The sequence below is a fragment of the Streptomyces sp. P13-3-3 genome (assembly GCF_050571355.1).
GTDB lineage: Bacteria > Actinomycetota > Actinomycetes > Streptomycetales > Streptomycetaceae > Streptomyces > Streptomyces althioticus.
Map to the genome: position 1 here is coordinate 1,593,826 of NZ_CP192228.1, position 14,900 is coordinate 1,608,725.

General features: G+C 73.1%; 13 protein-coding genes, 1 tRNA gene, 1 other RNA gene and 1 pseudogene. 11 read left to right on the forward strand and 5 right to left on the reverse strand.

Annotated elements, in window-relative coordinates; translation table 11 throughout:
• The first annotated feature begins 19 nt into the window (after positions 1 to 19).
• Positions 20 to 1,486, forward strand: coding sequence for a bifunctional RNase H/acid phosphatase (locus tag ACQZOG_RS07185; protein WP_430741378.1), 1,467 nt, complete (start codon positions 20 to 22; stop codon positions 1,484 to 1,486).
• 191 nt (positions 1,487 to 1,677) lie between these two features.
• Here the strand turns inward: ACQZOG_RS07185 and eda are convergent, their stop codons facing one another.
• The 4 genes from eda to ACQZOG_RS07205 all read right to left on the reverse strand — a co-directional run bounded on the left by eda (position 1,678) and on the right by ACQZOG_RS07205 (position 4,600).
• On the reverse strand, positions 1,678 to 2,328 hold the full coding sequence (gene eda / locus ACQZOG_RS07190; RefSeq protein WP_033273146.1) for a bifunctional 4-hydroxy-2-oxoglutarate aldolase/2-dehydro-3-deoxy-phosphogluconate aldolase: 651 nt from the start codon (positions 2,326 to 2,328) through the stop codon (positions 1,678 to 1,680).
• A gap of 68 nt (positions 2,329 to 2,396) precedes the next feature.
• A complete protein-coding gene (gene yaaA / locus ACQZOG_RS07195; protein WP_430741379.1) occupies positions 2,397 to 3,179 on the reverse strand; it encodes a peroxide stress protein YaaA in 783 nt (260 codons plus the stop codon).
• 27 nt (positions 3,180 to 3,206) lie between these two features.
• Positions 3,207 to 3,848, reverse strand: a complete 642-nt coding sequence (locus ACQZOG_RS07200) for a hypothetical protein (RefSeq protein ID WP_430741380.1) — start codon at positions 3,846 to 3,848, stop codon at positions 3,207 to 3,209.
• Positions 3,845 to 4,600 (reverse strand): MerR family transcriptional regulator, encoded by a 756-nt coding sequence (locus ACQZOG_RS07205; RefSeq protein WP_397662555.1) that lies wholly within the window; start codon positions 4,598 to 4,600, stop codon positions 3,845 to 3,847. Before ACQZOG_RS07205 ends, ACQZOG_RS07200 begins: the two co-directional genes overlap by 4 nt.
• A gap of 108 nt (positions 4,601 to 4,708) precedes the next feature.
• Here ACQZOG_RS07205 and ACQZOG_RS07210 point away from each other — a divergent pair, with 108 nt between their 5' ends.
• The 8 genes and pseudogenes from ACQZOG_RS07210 (at position 4,709) to ACQZOG_RS07245 (ending at position 12,236) form a co-directional block, all read left to right on the forward strand.
• Positions 4,709 to 5,542, forward strand: coding sequence for an AraC family transcriptional regulator (locus tag ACQZOG_RS07210; protein WP_430741381.1), 834 nt, complete (start codon positions 4,709 to 4,711; stop codon positions 5,540 to 5,542).
• Positions 5,543 to 5,624: 82 nt separating this feature from the next.
• Positions 5,625 to 6,341, forward strand: a pseudogene (locus ACQZOG_RS07215) (DMT family transporter); the annotation flags it as partial.
• A 115-nt stretch (positions 6,342 to 6,456) separates the two neighbouring features.
• Positions 6,457 to 6,861: RNase P RNA component class A (gene rnpB, locus ACQZOG_RS07220), an RNA gene on the forward strand.
• Between the two features lie 552 nt (positions 6,862 to 7,413).
• On the forward strand, positions 7,414 to 9,441 hold the full coding sequence (locus ACQZOG_RS07225) for an ATP-binding protein (protein ID WP_430741382.1): 2,028 nt from the start codon (positions 7,414 to 7,416) through the stop codon (positions 9,439 to 9,441).
• A gap of 141 nt (positions 9,442 to 9,582) precedes the next feature.
• Positions 9,583 to 10,008, forward strand: a complete 426-nt coding sequence (locus ACQZOG_RS07230) for a roadblock/LC7 domain-containing protein (RefSeq protein ID WP_033272828.1) — start codon at positions 9,583 to 9,585, stop codon at positions 10,006 to 10,008.
• Positions 10,005 to 10,364: a DUF742 domain-containing protein gene (locus ACQZOG_RS07235; RefSeq protein ID WP_033272829.1), complete on the forward strand. Its 360-nt coding sequence runs from the start codon at positions 10,005 to 10,007 to the stop codon at positions 10,362 to 10,364. The genes ACQZOG_RS07230 and ACQZOG_RS07235 overlap by 4 nt, the downstream gene beginning before the upstream one ends.
• Positions 10,345 to 10,959 carry a GTP-binding protein gene (locus ACQZOG_RS07240; protein ID WP_033272830.1) on the forward strand — a complete coding sequence of 205 codons (615 nt, stop codon included), beginning with the start codon at positions 10,345 to 10,347 and terminating at the stop codon, positions 10,957 to 10,959. The genes ACQZOG_RS07235 and ACQZOG_RS07240 overlap by 20 nt, the downstream gene beginning before the upstream one ends.
• Positions 10,956 to 12,236 (forward strand): cytochrome P450, encoded by a 1,281-nt coding sequence (locus ACQZOG_RS07245; protein ID WP_033272831.1) that lies wholly within the window; start codon positions 10,956 to 10,958, stop codon positions 12,234 to 12,236. The genes ACQZOG_RS07240 and ACQZOG_RS07245 overlap by 4 nt, the downstream gene beginning before the upstream one ends.
• A gap of 139 nt (positions 12,237 to 12,375) precedes the next feature.
• Here ACQZOG_RS07245 and ACQZOG_RS07250 read toward each other — a convergent pair whose 3' ends face one another.
• Positions 12,376 to 13,602 carry a cytochrome P450 gene (locus tag ACQZOG_RS07250; RefSeq protein WP_033272832.1) on the reverse strand — a complete coding sequence of 409 codons (1,227 nt, stop codon included), beginning with the start codon at positions 13,600 to 13,602 and terminating at the stop codon, positions 12,376 to 12,378.
• Between the two features lie 214 nt (positions 13,603 to 13,816).
• Here ACQZOG_RS07250 and ACQZOG_RS07255 point away from each other — a divergent pair, with 214 nt between their 5' ends.
• Entirely contained in the window at positions 13,817 to 14,548 is a 732-nt protein-coding gene (locus ACQZOG_RS07255) for a hypothetical protein (RefSeq protein ID WP_019522438.1), read from the forward strand.
• A 139-nt stretch (positions 14,549 to 14,687) separates the two neighbouring features.
• A tRNA-OTHER gene (locus ACQZOG_RS07260) sits at positions 14,688 to 14,810 on the forward strand.
• The last annotated feature ends 90 nt before the right edge of the window (positions 14,811 to 14,900 follow it).

The following is a 14,900-nucleotide window of genomic DNA, read 5'->3' on the forward strand; positions in this document are numbered from 1 at the left end:
ACCGGTAGGGATCGAGTCCATGCGGGAGTTCGTCGTCGAGGCGGACGGCGGGTCACGGGGCAACCCGGGACCGGCCGGCTACGGGGCCGTGGTGAGCGACGCGGCGACGGGGGAGACCCTGGCGGAGGCCGCCGAGTACATCGGCGTCGCCACCAACAACGTCGCCGAGTACCGGGGCCTGCTGGCCGGCCTGCGCGCCGCCCGGGAGCTGGACCCGGACGCCCGGGTCCGCGTGCGGATGGACTCCAAGCTCGTCGTCGAGCAGATGTCGGGCCGCTGGAAGATCAAGCACCCGGCGATGAAGCCGCTCGCGGCGGAGGCCGCGACGGTCTTCCCGCCGGACCGCGTCACCTACGAGTGGATCCCCCGCGAACGCAACACCCACGCGGACCGGTTGGCCAACGAGGCGATGGACGCGGGCGCGCGGGGGGAGGCGTGGTCGCCTGCGGACAGCCGCGCCGACTTGGACACCCCGCCGGCGGCCCCCGCCGTACCGGTGCCTGAGGGTCCGCCCGGGGACACTGCGGCGGGGGCCGCGCGGGTGCGGGAGGCGCCGGCGCCGGCGGGCAGCGCTGCCGCGTCCGGTGAGCCGGAGTCGGAACGGCGTCCCGCGGCCGAGGGCGCCGCCGCGACCGGCGGTGCGGGGACGGCCCGGGGCCGCGGCATCGAAGACGCCTCCGGTGAAGGGACGGTCGTCGAGCAGGGCGCCGGTGCGCAGGGCTCGGCCGTGGACCGTCCGGTGACGGACACCTCCGCGCGGGACGCCGCTGCCGGACTCGGCGGAGCAGCGCCTGCCGACGCCGACCGGCGGGCCGCGCAGGCCGTCGCCACCCCCTCCTCCGGGTGGGCGCCCGCCGACATGGGCGCGCCCGCCACCTTCGTGCTGCTGCGGCACGGCGAGACGCCGCTCACCCCCCAGAAGCGGTTCTCCGGCAGCGGGGGCAGCGACCCCTCCCTCTCCGACATCGGGCGCGAGCAGGCCGAAAAGGTCGCCGCCGCGCTCGCCCGGCGCGGCACCGTGCAGGCGGTCGTCGCGTCACCTCTCGCCCGTACCCGCGAGACCGCCCGCATCGTCGCCGCCCGGCTCGGGTTCGACGTGGCCGTCGAGGACGGGCTGCGGGAGACCGACTTCGGCGCCTGGGAGGGCCTCACCTTCGGCGAGGTGCGTGAGCGGTACCCCGATGACCTGGACGCCTGGCTGGCGTCCCCGGACGCCCAGCCCACCGGCGGCGGCGAGAGTTTCGCGGCGACGGCCGCCCGGGTCGCGGAGGCACGCGACAAACTGGTCGCGGAGTACCGGGGCCGCACGGTCCTGCTGGTCACGCACGTGACCCCGATCAAGACCCTGATCCGACTCGCCCTGGGCGCCCCGCCCGAGGCGCTGTTCCGCATGGAACTGTCCGCCGCCTCGCTGTCCGCCGTGGCGTACTACGCCGACGGCAACGCGAGCGTCCGGCTGTTCAACGACACCTCCCACCTGCGGTAGGAACTGTCGTCCGTAACCCGCCGGCTGCGGGACGCGGTGCGTCTCCGGCCGACCCGAGCGGGTTCGTCGCTGGGCACGGCCGACAGCGACGGCGACGCCGCTCGTGCGCTGCCCACACCGTGCGGGGCAGTGGGCGAGTGCGCGCCGGGCGCGCGATGCCGGGGTGATCCGACGCAAGGCCCCGGAGGGGGCTACAGCGCCGCCGCCTCCCGCGCCAGCCGCTCCACGCGGTCCCAGTCACGGGCGGCCACCGCGTCCTCCGGCAGCATCCAGCTCCCGCCGACGCAGCCCACGTTGGGCAGTGCCAGGTACTCCGGGGCGGTCTCCGGGCCGATCCCCCCGGTGGGGCAGAAGCGGGCCTGCGGCAGCGGTCCCGCCAGGGACTTCAGATACGCCGTGCCGCCGGCCGCGCGCGCCGGGAAGAACTTCATGTCCCGCACCCCTCGCTCCAGCAGCGCCATCACCTCCGACGCCGTGGACACCCCCGGCAGGAACGGCACCCCGGCCGCCCGCATCGCCGTCAGCAGCGCGTCCGTGCACCCCGGGCTGACCAGGAACCGCGCCCCGGCCGCCACCGCGTCCGTCACCTGTTCCGGCGTGAGCACCGTCCCGGCGCCGACCACGGCGCCCGGCACCTCGGCGGCGATCGCCCGGATCGCGTCCGGCGCGGCCGGGGTCCGCAGGGTCACCTCGATCGCGGGCAGCCCGCCCGCCACCAGCGCCCGCGCCAGCGGCACGGCGTCGGCGGCGTCCTCGACCACGACCACGGGCACCACGGGGGCGAGCCCGAGCACAGAGAAGGGGACACCGGGCACGCCGGACGACGGCAGGGGAGCGTTCATGGCGCTCATCCTGCCGTCGGCGCGCATCCTGCGCAAAGGTCGTTGCGGATGTTGCAACGAGAGCGCGGTCAGTGGATCTCGTCCACCAGGACGTCCAGCGCCCACGCCGCCCCCGCCCGGGCCGGCGCTGCCGCCTCCACCACGTACCCGAGGTCCCGCAGCGCCTCGACCAGCTCCGCCGGCCCCTCCGGCACGGCCCCGGCCGTCAGCAGACTCCGCACGATCCGCCCCTTGGTCGCCTTGTTGAAGTGGCTGACCACCTTCCGGGTCGGCGCGTGCAGCACACGGACCGTCGCCGTCCGCCCGGCCACCTCGCCCTTCGGCTTCCATGCCGTCGCGTACGCCGCCGAGCGCAGGTCGAGGACCAGCCCCGACCCCGCCGCCTCCGGCAGCACGTCCGCCATCGGCGCCCGCCAGTACGCGCCCAGCGCGCCCAGGCCCGGCAGCTTGACCCCCATCGAGCAGCGGTACGAGGGAATCCGGTCGGTCACCCGGACCGCGCCCCACAGCCCGGAGAACACCAGCAGCGACTTCGCCGCCCGCCGCTTCGCCGCCGCGTCGAGCGAGGCGAGGTCGAGGGCGTCGTACAGCACGCCGGTGTAGATCTCACCGGCCGGGCGGGCACCGGCGGTGCGCAGCTCGCGGTTCTTCGCGACCTCGCCCCGCAGGCCCTCGCTCAGGCCCAGCACGTCCCGCGCCTTGTCCTCGTCGCCGGAGCAGAGGTCGACCAGCTCGGTGAGGACCTCCTCCCGCGCGGCGGTCAGTCCCGGCAGCGACAGGGACTCCGTCCGCAGCGGGGCACCGAGGCCGGAAGCGGCCTTGCCTTCGGACGGCGGCAGCAGGACAAGCACAGGTACTCCTTCGATCGAGCTCGCCTGTCAGGGTACGGCGTGGCCCGCGGGCCCCTGCGGGGCGGCGGTGAGCGCCCGTACCAGGCCGTCCGCGTCGTCGGCGTGGAGGCGGACCACGCGCACGTCCCGGACGCGCCCGAAGAACGACCGGTGCGGGACCGCTTCCACGAGCTCCACCGTCACGGTCGTCTGCGAGCCGACGGCGAGGTTCAGCTCGCCCTCCGCCGTGGCGTGCGTCATCCGCAGCTCACGCCGGACGGACGCGATCCGCTCCCGCGGTATCCGCAGATCCACGTGGACGGCCCGGCGCACGCGCAGCCCGTCGGGGGTGACGACGTGCGGGCGTACGGCGGAGGCGGCGTACAGGGCGACGACGAAGACGACCGTGTACACGTCCAGGAACAGCACCACCGCGTGCAGCGTCGGCCACTCGCCCAGCAGCGCCGACATCGCGACGGTCTCCACGACGCACACGAACGCGAACCCGAACATCATGGCCGCCTCGCCACGCGCGTACCCGAACGCTGTGCCTCCCGCACCCGTCCCGTGCGCACGCCGCGCCAGCCACAGCACGAGGCTCGCCATCAGCCGCGCCTCGTGCCGCACCAGCGCCCACCCCACGCGCACCGCCGCCCCCACCGCGCCCTCTCCCTCCGTCCGCCGGCTCATGCCCGCCCCTTCGCGACGATCCGCAGCGCCCGCCGGAAGGCCTCCGCCTGGGCGGGGGCGAAGTCCGCGTAGAGGGCGGTCAGGAAGCTGTTGCTCTCGTCGAGGACGGCGTCCTCCGGCAGCGACTCGGCCGGTACGCACTCCGCGAGCGCACGGGCGGCCTCGTCGACCCGCGGATCGTCCGTGCCGACCCCTTCGAGCGCGTCGAGCAGCCGGTACACGGCCATGGCCCGCTCCGTCCCGCCCGGCGCCCCGACCACCCCGCTCATCAGCCCCATCAGCCGTTTCCGCTCCTCCGGCGGCGCGGACGTCTCGATCAGCGCGAGGATCTCGCGGTCCTTCGCGGCCATGGGGGAGTCGGTCAGGTGGGCGGTGCCTCGGAACAGCGCGGCCAGCTCCGGCGACACCGGGCCCTCCGCGAGCGTCCCGCCCTCCGACTCCAGCAGCGTCCGCAGCCGCGCCCGCCGCTCCCGGATCGCCTCCTCCTGCCGGGCCAGGTCCACGTCCAGCTCCGCCAGCACCTCGGCGAGATCCTTCCCCGCGTCGTCCGCGAGCACGTCCCGCACCTCGGCGAGGCCGAGCCCCAGCTCGGTCAGCCGCCGGATCCGCGCCAGCACGACGGCGTGCCGCAGGGTGTAGTCCCGGTACCCGTTCCCGAGCCGCTCCGGCTCCGGCAACAGCCCGAGATGGTGATAGTGCCGCACGGCCCGCGTGGTCACCCCAACCACCGCGGCCAGCTCTCCGATCCGCATGCCCCCAGTAGAAACGTTGACGTCGCGGCAGGGTCAAGCGGTGACGCACGCGCCGCCCTGGACACCGCCGACTTCCTCTGATCCCCTGGGGAGCGGGGGTGCGTCGGTGTGGGGGACGGGCGGGAACAGGCCAGGTGGGCCAGGGCGCGGCTGGGGCGGTGCGGGCCCGCGCTGGATCTGCTCACGGCGCGGTTCGCCCGGCACGAGTACACGCCGCACGCGCACGACGAGTACACGGTCGGGGTCACCGTCGGCGGCCTCGAGGTGATCGCGTACCGCGGCGGACGCATCGTGTCCGGACCCGGCTCGATCGTCGTGCTCGAACCCGGCGAGATGCACACCGGCGGTCCCGCCGCCCCCGAGGGCTACGCGTACCAGGCGCTGTACGCCGCCCCCGCCCTGCTCGGCGACGGCACCCTCGGCACCGCCCTCCCATACTTCCCCGACCCAGTCCTGCACGACCCGGAGCTGGCCGCCGCCCTGCGCCGTACGCACACCGACCTCAGCGTCCACCCGGACCCGCTGGAGGCCGAGTCGCGGCTGCCCTGGCTGCTCGCCGCGCTGGCCCGCCGCCACTCCACGTCCCGCGCCGACGACCGCGCCCTCCCCGGCGCCCGGTCCGTCGCACTCACCGTCCGCGACCGCCTCGCCGACGAGCTCCTCGCCCCGCCCTCCCTGGCCGACCTCGCCGCCGACCTGGGCCTCTCCCGCTACCAGCTGCTCCGCGCGTTCCGTACGACGATGGGCGTGCCGCCGTACGCCTGGCTCGCCCAGCACCGGGTGGCCCGGGCCCGCGCCCTGCTGGACGCCGGGGTCCGGCCGGCCGAGGCGGCCGCCCTCGTCGGCTTCGCCGACCAGGCGCACCTCACCCGATGGTTCCGCCGCGTGCTCGGCGTGACCCCGGCGGCGTACCGCAACAGCGTTCAAGACGCGGGGTGCTGAGGAGACGGACACTCCTCGCATGACTGCACGCGGCTGGTTCCTGTTCTCCCTGATGGGAGTCGTCTGGGGCATCCCCTATCTGATGATCAAAGTGGCGGTGCACGAGGTGTCGCCGTCGGGCGTCGTCTTCGCCCGCTGCGCCGTCGGCGCACTCCTGCTGCTCCCCTTCGCCCTGCGCCAGAAGGGCCTCGCCCGCAACCTGCGCGCACACTGGAAGCCGATGCTGGCGTTCGCGGTGATCGAGATCGTCGGCCCCTGGTACACACTGACCGACGCCGAGCGTCACCTCTCCAGCTCCACGGCCGGACTGCTGATCGCGGGCGTCCCGATCGTCGGCGTGCTGCTGTCCCGCGCCTTCGGCCGGGCCGAGTCCCTCGGCCCCCGCAGGATCGCGGGCCTGGCCCTCGGTCTCGGCGGCGTGGGCGTCCTCACCGTCCCCCACCTGACCGGCGGCGACGCCCTCTCCCTCGCGGAGGTCCTGGTCACGGTCGTCGGCTACGCGACGGCCCCGCTGATCGCCGACCGCCACCTCAAGGACGTCCCCACGCTGCACCTGATCACGCCCTGCCTGGCCCTGGCCGCCCTGGTCTACGCCCCCGCGGCGATCGCCTCGCGTCCCGCGGCGCTCCCCACCCCGCAGACCCTGGCCGCGCTGGCCGCCCTCGGCGTCGTCTGCACGGCGGTGGCGTTCGTCGCCTTCATGGAGCTGATCAAGGAGGCGGGCCCGATCCGCGCCTCCGTGATCACGTACGTCAATCCGGCGATCGCGGTGGCGGCCGGCGCGCTCTTCCTCGACGAGGCCCTGACCGCGACGGTGGCGGCCGCCTTCGTCCTGATCCTCACCGGATCGGTGCTGGCCAACGCGCGGGAGCGGAAGCCGGCCGGCCGGCGGGTACCATGGTCGGCACGGCAGACGAGCCGGGCGGGCGGCCGCGTGGAGTCCCCTCAGGGGGCTTCCCGAGGAACGTCCGGGCTCCACAGGGCAGGGTGGTGGCCAACAGCCACCCGGGGTGACCCGCGGGACAGTGCCACAGAAAACAGACCGCCCGGCGCTTCGGCGCCGGGTAAGGGTGAAACGGTGGTGTAAGAGACCACCAGCGCCTGGGGTGACTCAGGCGGCTAGGTAAACCCCACCCGGAGCAAGGTCAAAAGGAGCGCCGTGAAAAGCGCTCTGCGCGGACGATCGAGGGCTGCCCGCCCGAGTCCGCGGGTGGACCGCACGAGGCCGGTGGCAACACCGGTCCTAGATGGATGGCCGTCGCCCCGACACCCGCGAGGGGGTCGGGGAACAGAACCCGGCGTACAGCCCGACTCGTCTGCCGCTCCCTCCCTCTCCGGGAGAGCTCCCGCGACCCTCCGGAAGAGACCACATTCCCGCCGCGCGAGCCTCCGTGTGTCCCCGCTCACGCAAACCGGCGCGAGCCGTCGTCACCGATCCTTCACGAGCGGCGGGAATTCTTCACCTTCATGGCCTCCTCGTTACCGTGGCCAGGTGTGAAGCGCCTCTGGCATAACCGCAGTTGGCCGAAAATCGATGCCTCGTGTGAGTGGGGGCAGCGATGACAGGCCCCCTGTGAAGCAGATGTGACGGACCGTCAGAAGGAACCACGGGCGCGTTGTCGCACTCCGGCCCGGCTCGTCCGGCCTCGTCTCGGCTAGCACAGCGGAACGTACGAGCGATGGGTTCACGACGAACTGATTTTGCTGACGAGCTGTTCAGCAAGCGGGGCTTCCGCGTGCATCGGGGTGATTAGCATGAGCCGTACGTGGTCGGAAGATCGCCTTCTGTCGGCAGATCCCGTCCCCGGCCCGCGGCCGTCGTTCGTACGGCCGCCCCCTTCCCCTGCTCTCACCGACCGAGGGACCGCTCCATGCCAGTGCCTGCTTCTCCCAGCCAGCACCCACCGGCGGGGGCGCCGCGCACCTCGTTCGCCGCACGGGCGGCCGTGCTGGTGGTGACCGCCGCCGCCGGTGGTGCGGCGCTCGCCCTGGCGCCGTCCGGCGCCACCCCGTGGACCCTGGCCGTGGTGCTGGCCGGATGGGCGTGCGTGGCCGTCACCGTCCTCGTCGACCACCGCCTGGTGCGGAAGGCCCGTGCCACCGCCGTCGAGCGGGAGTCGGAGGTCGGCCGCCTCCGCGCCGAGGCCGCCCGCCGCTCCGCCGAGATCTCCCACCTCGCCGGAGCCACCCTGCCCGCCGTGGCCGAACGGCTCCGCGAGGGCACCAGCGCCGCCGACGTGCTGGCCGCCGTGCCCCCGCCCTCCGACCCGCAGCTCTCCCGCATCACCCACACCTTCGCCGCCACCGTCGAGGAGGACGTGCGGCGCGTGATGACGATCGAGGACGAGTACCGCGCGATCCGGGAGGAACTCGACGAGGCCGCGACCGAGCACGACCGGTTCGTACGGGAGACGATGCCGGCCGCGATCGGCCGGCTCCGCGAGGGCCGCTCCGCCGACACCGTGCTCGCCGAGACCGACCTGCCGCACCACCCCGCGCTGCGCGTTCCGGCGGAATCGTTCATCCGTGAACTCGCCCTCAGCGAGCGGCGCGCCGCCGCCGCCCAGGCCGCCTCCGCCAAGGCGCTCAGCCGCGTCCAGGCCAAGGCCGTCCAGATGCTCGCCGACCTGCGCGACATGCAGGAACGGCACGGCGAGGAGGTCTTCGGCGACCTGCTCAAGCTCGACCACAGCACCTCCCAGCTCGGCCTGATGACCGACCGGCTCGCGCTGCTCATGGGCGGCCGTTCCAGCCGCGCCTGGAACAAGCCGATCAAGATGGAGAGCATCCTGCGCGGCGCCGCCGGCCGTATCGCCGCCTACCAGCGGGTGCGCCTGCACTGCTCCACCCGCACCGCGGTCGCCGGGTTCGCCGCCGAAGGCGTCATGCACCTGCTCGCCGAACTGATGGACAACGCGGCGAACTTCTCCCCGCCCATCGACGAGGTGCACGTCTACGTCGAGGACCGCAGCGCCGGCATCGTCGTCACCATCGAGGACAGCGGCCTGAAGATGGCCGACGCGGCGATGCGGCGCGCCGAGGAGGCCGTCACCGGCCGCGTCACCGACCTCGCCTCCCTCCAGGGCACCCGGCTCGGCCTGGCCGTCGTCGGCCGGCTCGCCTCCAAGTACGGCGTCAGCGTCAACTACCGCCCGTCCTCCCGCGGCGGCACCGGCGTCGTCGTCCTGCTGCCCCTGCACCTGCTCGCCCAGCACCGCGAGCCGGCCCCCCACGAGACGGCCGGGCGGGGCGAGTCCCTGGCCGGGCGCGGCGGCGCGGCCCGTGGCGTGCCCGTGCAGTCCCCGTCGGCGTCCCGCACGTCCTCGCTCCCCGCCCGGGACGCGGACGCCCTGCCCTCCGCCGGGTCCGCCGTCGGCTCCCGCGGCGACGTGGACGCGCTGCCCGTCCGGGGTGCCCGCGACGCCGGCGCCCTGCCCGTCCGTGGCTCGAACGGCTCCGGCGGCGACCGTGACAACGCTGCCGAGGCCCGCCCCGCTGCGACCCACCTGCCCGCCACCCCGGAGAGCCCGGCCCCTCGCACGGAGCGCCAGGCCGCGATCACCGAGCGGTTGGCCGAACTGCCCACGGTGCCCGGCCAGGGACGTCACCGGCAGCCGGACAGCACCACTCCCAACGGCCTCCCGGTGCGCGCCCCCGGCCGCACCATGGCCGAGGCCGAACGCGAGCGCGAACAGCGCCAGTCGGCGGCCGCCCGCTCCGGCGACACCTCGGGCCGGCGCGGCGCACGCGACGCCGGCTCACGGTTCGGCGCCTTCCACCGTGGCGCACGGCAGTCCGGCAACGGTGGCACCGGCGCTTCCGGAATCGGCGCCCCCGGAAACGGCGCCCCCGGTGACGGCACCCCCGGCGCCGACTCCCTGCCCCCCGCGGCTCCCTAGACCCCACCCCTCCCGTACGGCGCCGCGGCCCGGCCCCGTTCGGCGTCCGGGGCGACGGCGCCCCTTCCCGCTCGAGCACGTGAGATAGGAGGAACGGGCCGGTGACCGGCACGTCCGGACACCACCGTCCCAACACCCACCATGCAGACCACGACCACCGACAACAGCCTCAACTGGCTCCTGCAGGGTCTCCTGGAGCGGACCCCCGGCGCACGGCACGCCCTGGTCCTCTCCCGGGACGGCCTCAAGCTCTGCTGGAGCGAGCACCTGACCCTCGACCTCGCCGACCAGCTCTCGGCCATCTGCTCCGGCATCCAGGCCCTCGCCCAGGGCGCCTCCATGGAGTTCGGCGACGGCACCGGCGGCGTACGGCAGTCGATGACCGAGTTCCACGGCGGCCTGCTCTTCATCGTGGAGGCCGGCGCGGGCGCGCACCTCGCCGTCGTCGCCGGTGAGGACGCCGACCCGGGCGTGGTCGGACACCAGATGATGGAGCTGGTCGAGCAGATCGGCGACCACCTGCGCGCCGAACCCCGAACCGAGGCCGCGGGGAGCGGTACCTCGTGACCCCGCGCAAACCCGTCGACACGGGTGACCCGGACCGGCTCTACACCGTCACCGGCGGACGCAGCCGCGCGGACGAGTCCTTCGACCTGGTCACCTTGATCGTCAGCGAGAGCGCGCCGACGCCGGGGATGCAGTCGGAGCACGCCCGGATCCTCGAGCTGTGCGAACACCCCGTCGCCCTGGTCGAGATCGCCGCGGAACTCGGGCTGCCGGTCACGGTCGTACGCATCCTGCTCGGTGACCTGCTGGACACCGGGCACATCACCGCGCGCCACCCGCGCGCGGCGGCGTCCGTCGCCTCCCTGCCCGATTCCGCCCTACTCCAAGAGGTTCTCCATGGACTCCGCAACCTCTGAGCTGCCCGCCCACCGCACACCGCTCCGCGACACCGCGGAGACGGGGCTGAAGATCGTCGTCGTGGGCGGGTTCGGCGTGGGCAAGACGACCCTGGTCCGCTCCGTGAGCGAGATCCGGCCGCTGAACACCGAGGAGGTGATGACGCAGGCCGGCGTGGGCGTCGACGACACCGACGGGCTCACCGGGAAGAACACCACCACCGTGGCCTTCGACTTCGGGCGGATCAGCCTCAACGACCGCATGGTGCTGTACCTGTTCGGCGCGCCCGGGCAGGAACGCTTCTGGTTCCTGTGGGACCGGCTGTTCTCCGGCACCCTGGGCGCCGTCGTCCTCGTCGACACGCGCCGGATGGACGACTCCTGGTACGCCATCGACCGGCTGGAGCACCACGGCACGCCGTTCGTCGTCGCCGTCAACCGGTTCGACGACGACGCCCGGTACTCCCTGGACGAGATACGCCAAGCGCTCGCCCTCCCCGCGCACGTGCCGATGGTCGACTGCGACGCCCGGGTCCGGGCCTCCGGCAAGGACGTGCTGATCACCCTCGTGAACCACCTCCACGACCTGGCCACCGCCAAGGAGGCGACACCGTGACCGATCCGGCCGATCCCTTCGCGCAGCAGACCCGCACCGCCGACGGACCGCCCCCGGGGTGCCCCGCGCACGCCGGCGCGGTGAGCCTGACCGGACTGGACTTCCAGCAGACGCCGTCGGAGCTGTACCGCACGATGCGCCGCGAGCACGGCCCCGTCGCACCGGTGCTGCTCGACGGCGGCATCCCGGCCTGGCTGGTGCTGGGCTACACCGAGCTCTCCTACGTGACCAGCCACGACGAGCTGTTCGCGCGGGACTCCCGGCGCTGGAACCAGTGGGAGAACATCCCGTCGGACTGGCCGCTGCTGCCGTACGTCGGCTACCAGCCGTCGGTGCTGTTCGCCGAGGGCGACGAACACCGGCGGCGGGCCGGTGTGATCACCGACGCGCTGGAGGGCGTCGACCAGTTCGAGCTGGCCAACGAGTGCCTGCTGATCGCCGACGACCTCATCCGCGGGTTCGCCGGCAGCGGCCAGGTCGAGCTGATGTCCGACTACGTGCACCCCCTGCTGATGCGTGCCGTCGTGCAGTTGTGCGGGATGCCGGCGACCGGTGACGACACCCGGCAGCTCGTCGACGACCTGCGCATCTCCCTGGACGCGGCGGAGGGCGAGGACCCGGTCGCCGGCTACAACCGGGTGGGCGAGCGGCTGCGGCAGCTGGTCAAGGAGAAGCGGATGGCGCCCGGCCCGGACGTCACCTCGCGCATGGTGATGCACCCGGCGGGACTCTCGGACGAGGAGATCGTCCAGGACCTCATCTCCGTGATCTCGGCGGGCGAGCAGCCCACGTCCAACTGGGTCTGCAACACGCTGCGTCTGCTGCTGACGGACGAACGCTTCGCCGTGAACGTCTCGGGCGGCCGGCTCAGCGTCGGCGAGGCGCTCAACGAGGTGCTGTGGCTGGACACGCCGACGCAGAATTTCATCGGGCGCTGGGCGGTACGGGACGTGCAGCTCGGGGGCCGGCAGATAAGGGAGGGCGACTGCCTGGTCCTGGGTCTGGCCGCGGCCAACACCGACCCGCAGATCTGGCCCGAGGGCCACGTCGGCGCGGAGAACGCCGCGCACCTGTCCTTCAGCAACGGCGAGCACCGCTGCCCGTACCCGGCCCCGCTGCTGGCGGACGTGATGGCGCGCACGGCGGTCGAGACGCTGCTGGAGCGGCTGCCGGACCTGGTGCTGTCCGTGGAGCCGGAGGAGCTGGTCTGGCGTCCGTCGATCTGGATGCGGGGCCTGATGGAACTGCCGGTGCAGTTCACACCGGTGGTGCAGTAGCCCTCACCGGGCGGCAGGCGGTACGACGACGGGCGCTGCCCCCGCGGTGCACCGGCCGGGACGGGACCCGGCCGGGGCGGGGGCGGCGCATGCGCGAGTCGATGACCGGTCGCCGGGGAGGGGCGACCGGGGAGGTCGGTCAGCCCTGGACCGGCGTGAACCGGACCGGGAGGCTCTGCACGCCGCGGGTGAACACACCCTGCTCGACCGTGCGGAAGTCGTCGGCGAGGCGGACGTCCGGCATGGCGTCGAGGAGCTGGTCGACACCGATCTCCACCTCCGCCTTGGCCAGCAGCGCGCCGACGCAGAAGTGCCGGCCGAGCGCGAAGGCCAGGTGGTCGGCGGCGGCGGAGAAGGCCGTGGTGGTGGTCAGGTCCTCGCGGAAGATGTCGAACCGGTCCGGGTCGGCGTAGCGGCGCTCGTCCCGGTTGGCGGCCCCTATCAGGCAGGTGACGGTGGCGCCGGCGGGCACGGTGCCACCGCTGAGGGTGACCTCCGTCGCGGACTGCCGCATGATCATGTGGACCGGCGGGGTGTGGCGCAGGGTCTCGGCGAAGGCCCGGGGTATCAGCGAGCGGTCGGCGCGGACGGCGGCGAGCTGGTCGGGGTGGGCGAGCAGGTTCGCGAAGATGCCGGCGATGGCCTTGTCGGTGGTCTCGCCGCCGGCGGCCAGCAGCAGGCTGCAGAACGCCTTGATGTCCTCGTCGCTCATCCGCACGCCGTCGACCTCAGCGCTGCACAGCACGGACAGCAGGTCGTCGCCCGGGTTCTCGCGGCGCTCGCGGATGATCGGCAGCATGTACTCGGCGAACTCCACACGGGTCCGCTCGCCGGCCGCCGTCACCTCGGGGTCGCCCGCCAGGTTGCCGAGGAAGGCGATGACGGCGGTGTACCAGCGGTGGAAGCGGGGGTGGTCGGCCTTGTCGAGGCCCAGCATGTCGGCGATGACGTTGACCGGGAAGCGGGTCGCGAAGTCGTCGACCAGGTCGGCCGAGCCCTTGTGGCGGAAGGCGTCGATCAGTTCACGGGAGTTGCGCTCGATGACCGGCAGGAACTTCTGCTCCAGGTCGCTGCCGCGGAAGGCGGGGGCGACCAGGGCGCGGCGCACGGCGTGCTCACGGCCGCTCATCTGCAGGATCGTCTTGCCGTGCACTGGCTCGAGCTGCCAGGCGTAGTTGTCGGTGGTGAACTCACCGGCCTTGTCCTTGAAGACGCGCTCGACGTCCTCGTAGCGCGAGATGACGTAGCTCTTGGTCGCCTCGTGCCAGAGGAGGGGCGCGGTCTCCCGCATCACGCGGTAGGCCGGGTAGGGGTCGGCGGCGAACTCGGGCGAGAGGATGTCGGGCACCTGCTGGGCGGTGGACATGGGGCTCCCTGCGATCGTATTTCGTGTACCGCACAAGGTTATTGATCATCTGTCAGCAGCGACAGACCGCCCGTTGACCGGATCTGCTTGAACGCTGAACAGGCCGAAAATCGCCCCTGGTTGGGACCGTGGGGCGGCTGCTCGGAGGTGTGAATAAAGAGATGCGGATCTTCGGACCGGCGGGATAGGTTCCTGCTGTTCGAAGGGGGAGCCCGTGACCAAGCTGAACCAGATCATCGCGGTCGAGAAGGGTGTCAAGAGCAAGTCGCTCCAGGACATCAACGCCGCGCACGCCAAGGTGCAGAAGCCGGCGCTGCTGGCCGGCATCTCGCGCACGTACCAGCCGAAGGACGAGGAGGGCGAGCAGCTGCCGCCCGAGTCCACGCGGGTGCAGGCGCAGGCCGAGGACGTGCTGCGCGAGGTGTCCGCCTCGCTGACGCGGCTGTTCGACGTCACCGCGACGAAGGACTGGGCCAACTGCCTGGCCCGCGCGGACGTCACGGTCGACGGGCGGACGCTGGTCGCCGACGTCCCCGTCAGCTATCTGCTCTTCCTCGAGAAGCAGCTCGCCGAACTGCACGGCTTCGTCAAGAAGCTGCCGACGCTCGACGCCGCGGAGTCCTGGTCCCTCGACCCGTCCACGGACTGGTGGAAGACGGACCCGGTGCGCACGATCCGCACCAAGAAGGTGCCGCGCAACCACGTCAAGGCGGAGGCCACGGAGAAGCACCCGGCGCAGGTCGAGGTGTACTACGAGGACGTGCCGATCGGTTACTGGACCACCGTGAAGTTCTCCGGCGCCCTTCCGGCGCGGCGGGTGAACGAGCTGCTGGAGCGGGTCGAAAAGCTCCAGCAGGCCGTGAAGTTCGCCCGCGAGGAGGCCAACGGCACCGAGGTCACCGACCAGCGCGTCGGCGACGCGGTGTTCGGCTACCTGTTCGGCTGACGCGCGGCGCGGCCACAGGTGGCATCCACGATCGCCCCCGCGTGCGAGCGCGGGGGTGCGCTACAGGGCGCGGGCCGGGTGAGGACCGGTTCACGCCAGGAGCGCAAGCTGAAACTGAAGTTCAGCCTGAAGAGCGGTCGTCGCAGAGGCGGCCGCGGTCAATCTCAGACTCTCGCTCCAGTCTCAGCATCGCCGCCGATCGCCGGACCGAACGGGGACGGACGAACGCCGTCGGATGCGAGTTCGACTCTCGCCTGCGCCTCTCTTCCCGGCGCGGTAGTTCAAAGGAAGAACACGACGGCATGACGACTGATCCGTCCTCATGCGCCGCCGGCGTGCGAATTGGGTGGCA

Coding starts and splice junctions, on each gene's coding strand:
- ACQZOG_RS07200 (WP_430741380.1), bottom strand. CDS start 3,848: ATGAGCCGGCGGACGGAGGGAGAGGGCGCGGTGGGGGCGGCGGTGCGC.
- ACQZOG_RS07225 (WP_430741382.1), top strand. CDS start 7,414: ATGCCAGTGCCTGCTTCTCCCAGCCAGCACCCACCGGCGGGGGCGCCG.
- eda (WP_033273146.1), bottom strand. CDS start 2,328: ATGAACGCTCCCCTGCCGTCGTCCGGCGTGCCCGGTGTCCCCTTCTCT.
- ACQZOG_RS07240 (WP_033272830.1), top strand. CDS start 10,345: ATGGACTCCGCAACCTCTGAGCTGCCCGCCCACCGCACACCGCTCCGC.
- ACQZOG_RS07205 (WP_397662555.1), bottom strand. CDS start 4,600: ATGCGGATCGGAGAGCTGGCCGCGGTGGTTGGGGTGACCACGCGGGCC.
- ACQZOG_RS07230 (WP_033272828.1), top strand. CDS start 9,583: ATGCAGACCACGACCACCGACAACAGCCTCAACTGGCTCCTGCAGGGT.
- ACQZOG_RS07250 (WP_033272832.1), bottom strand. CDS start 13,602: ATGTCCACCGCCCAGCAGGTGCCCGACATCCTCTCGCCCGAGTTCGCC.
- ACQZOG_RS07185 (WP_430741378.1), top strand. CDS start 20: ATGCGGGAGTTCGTCGTCGAGGCGGACGGCGGGTCACGGGGCAACCCG.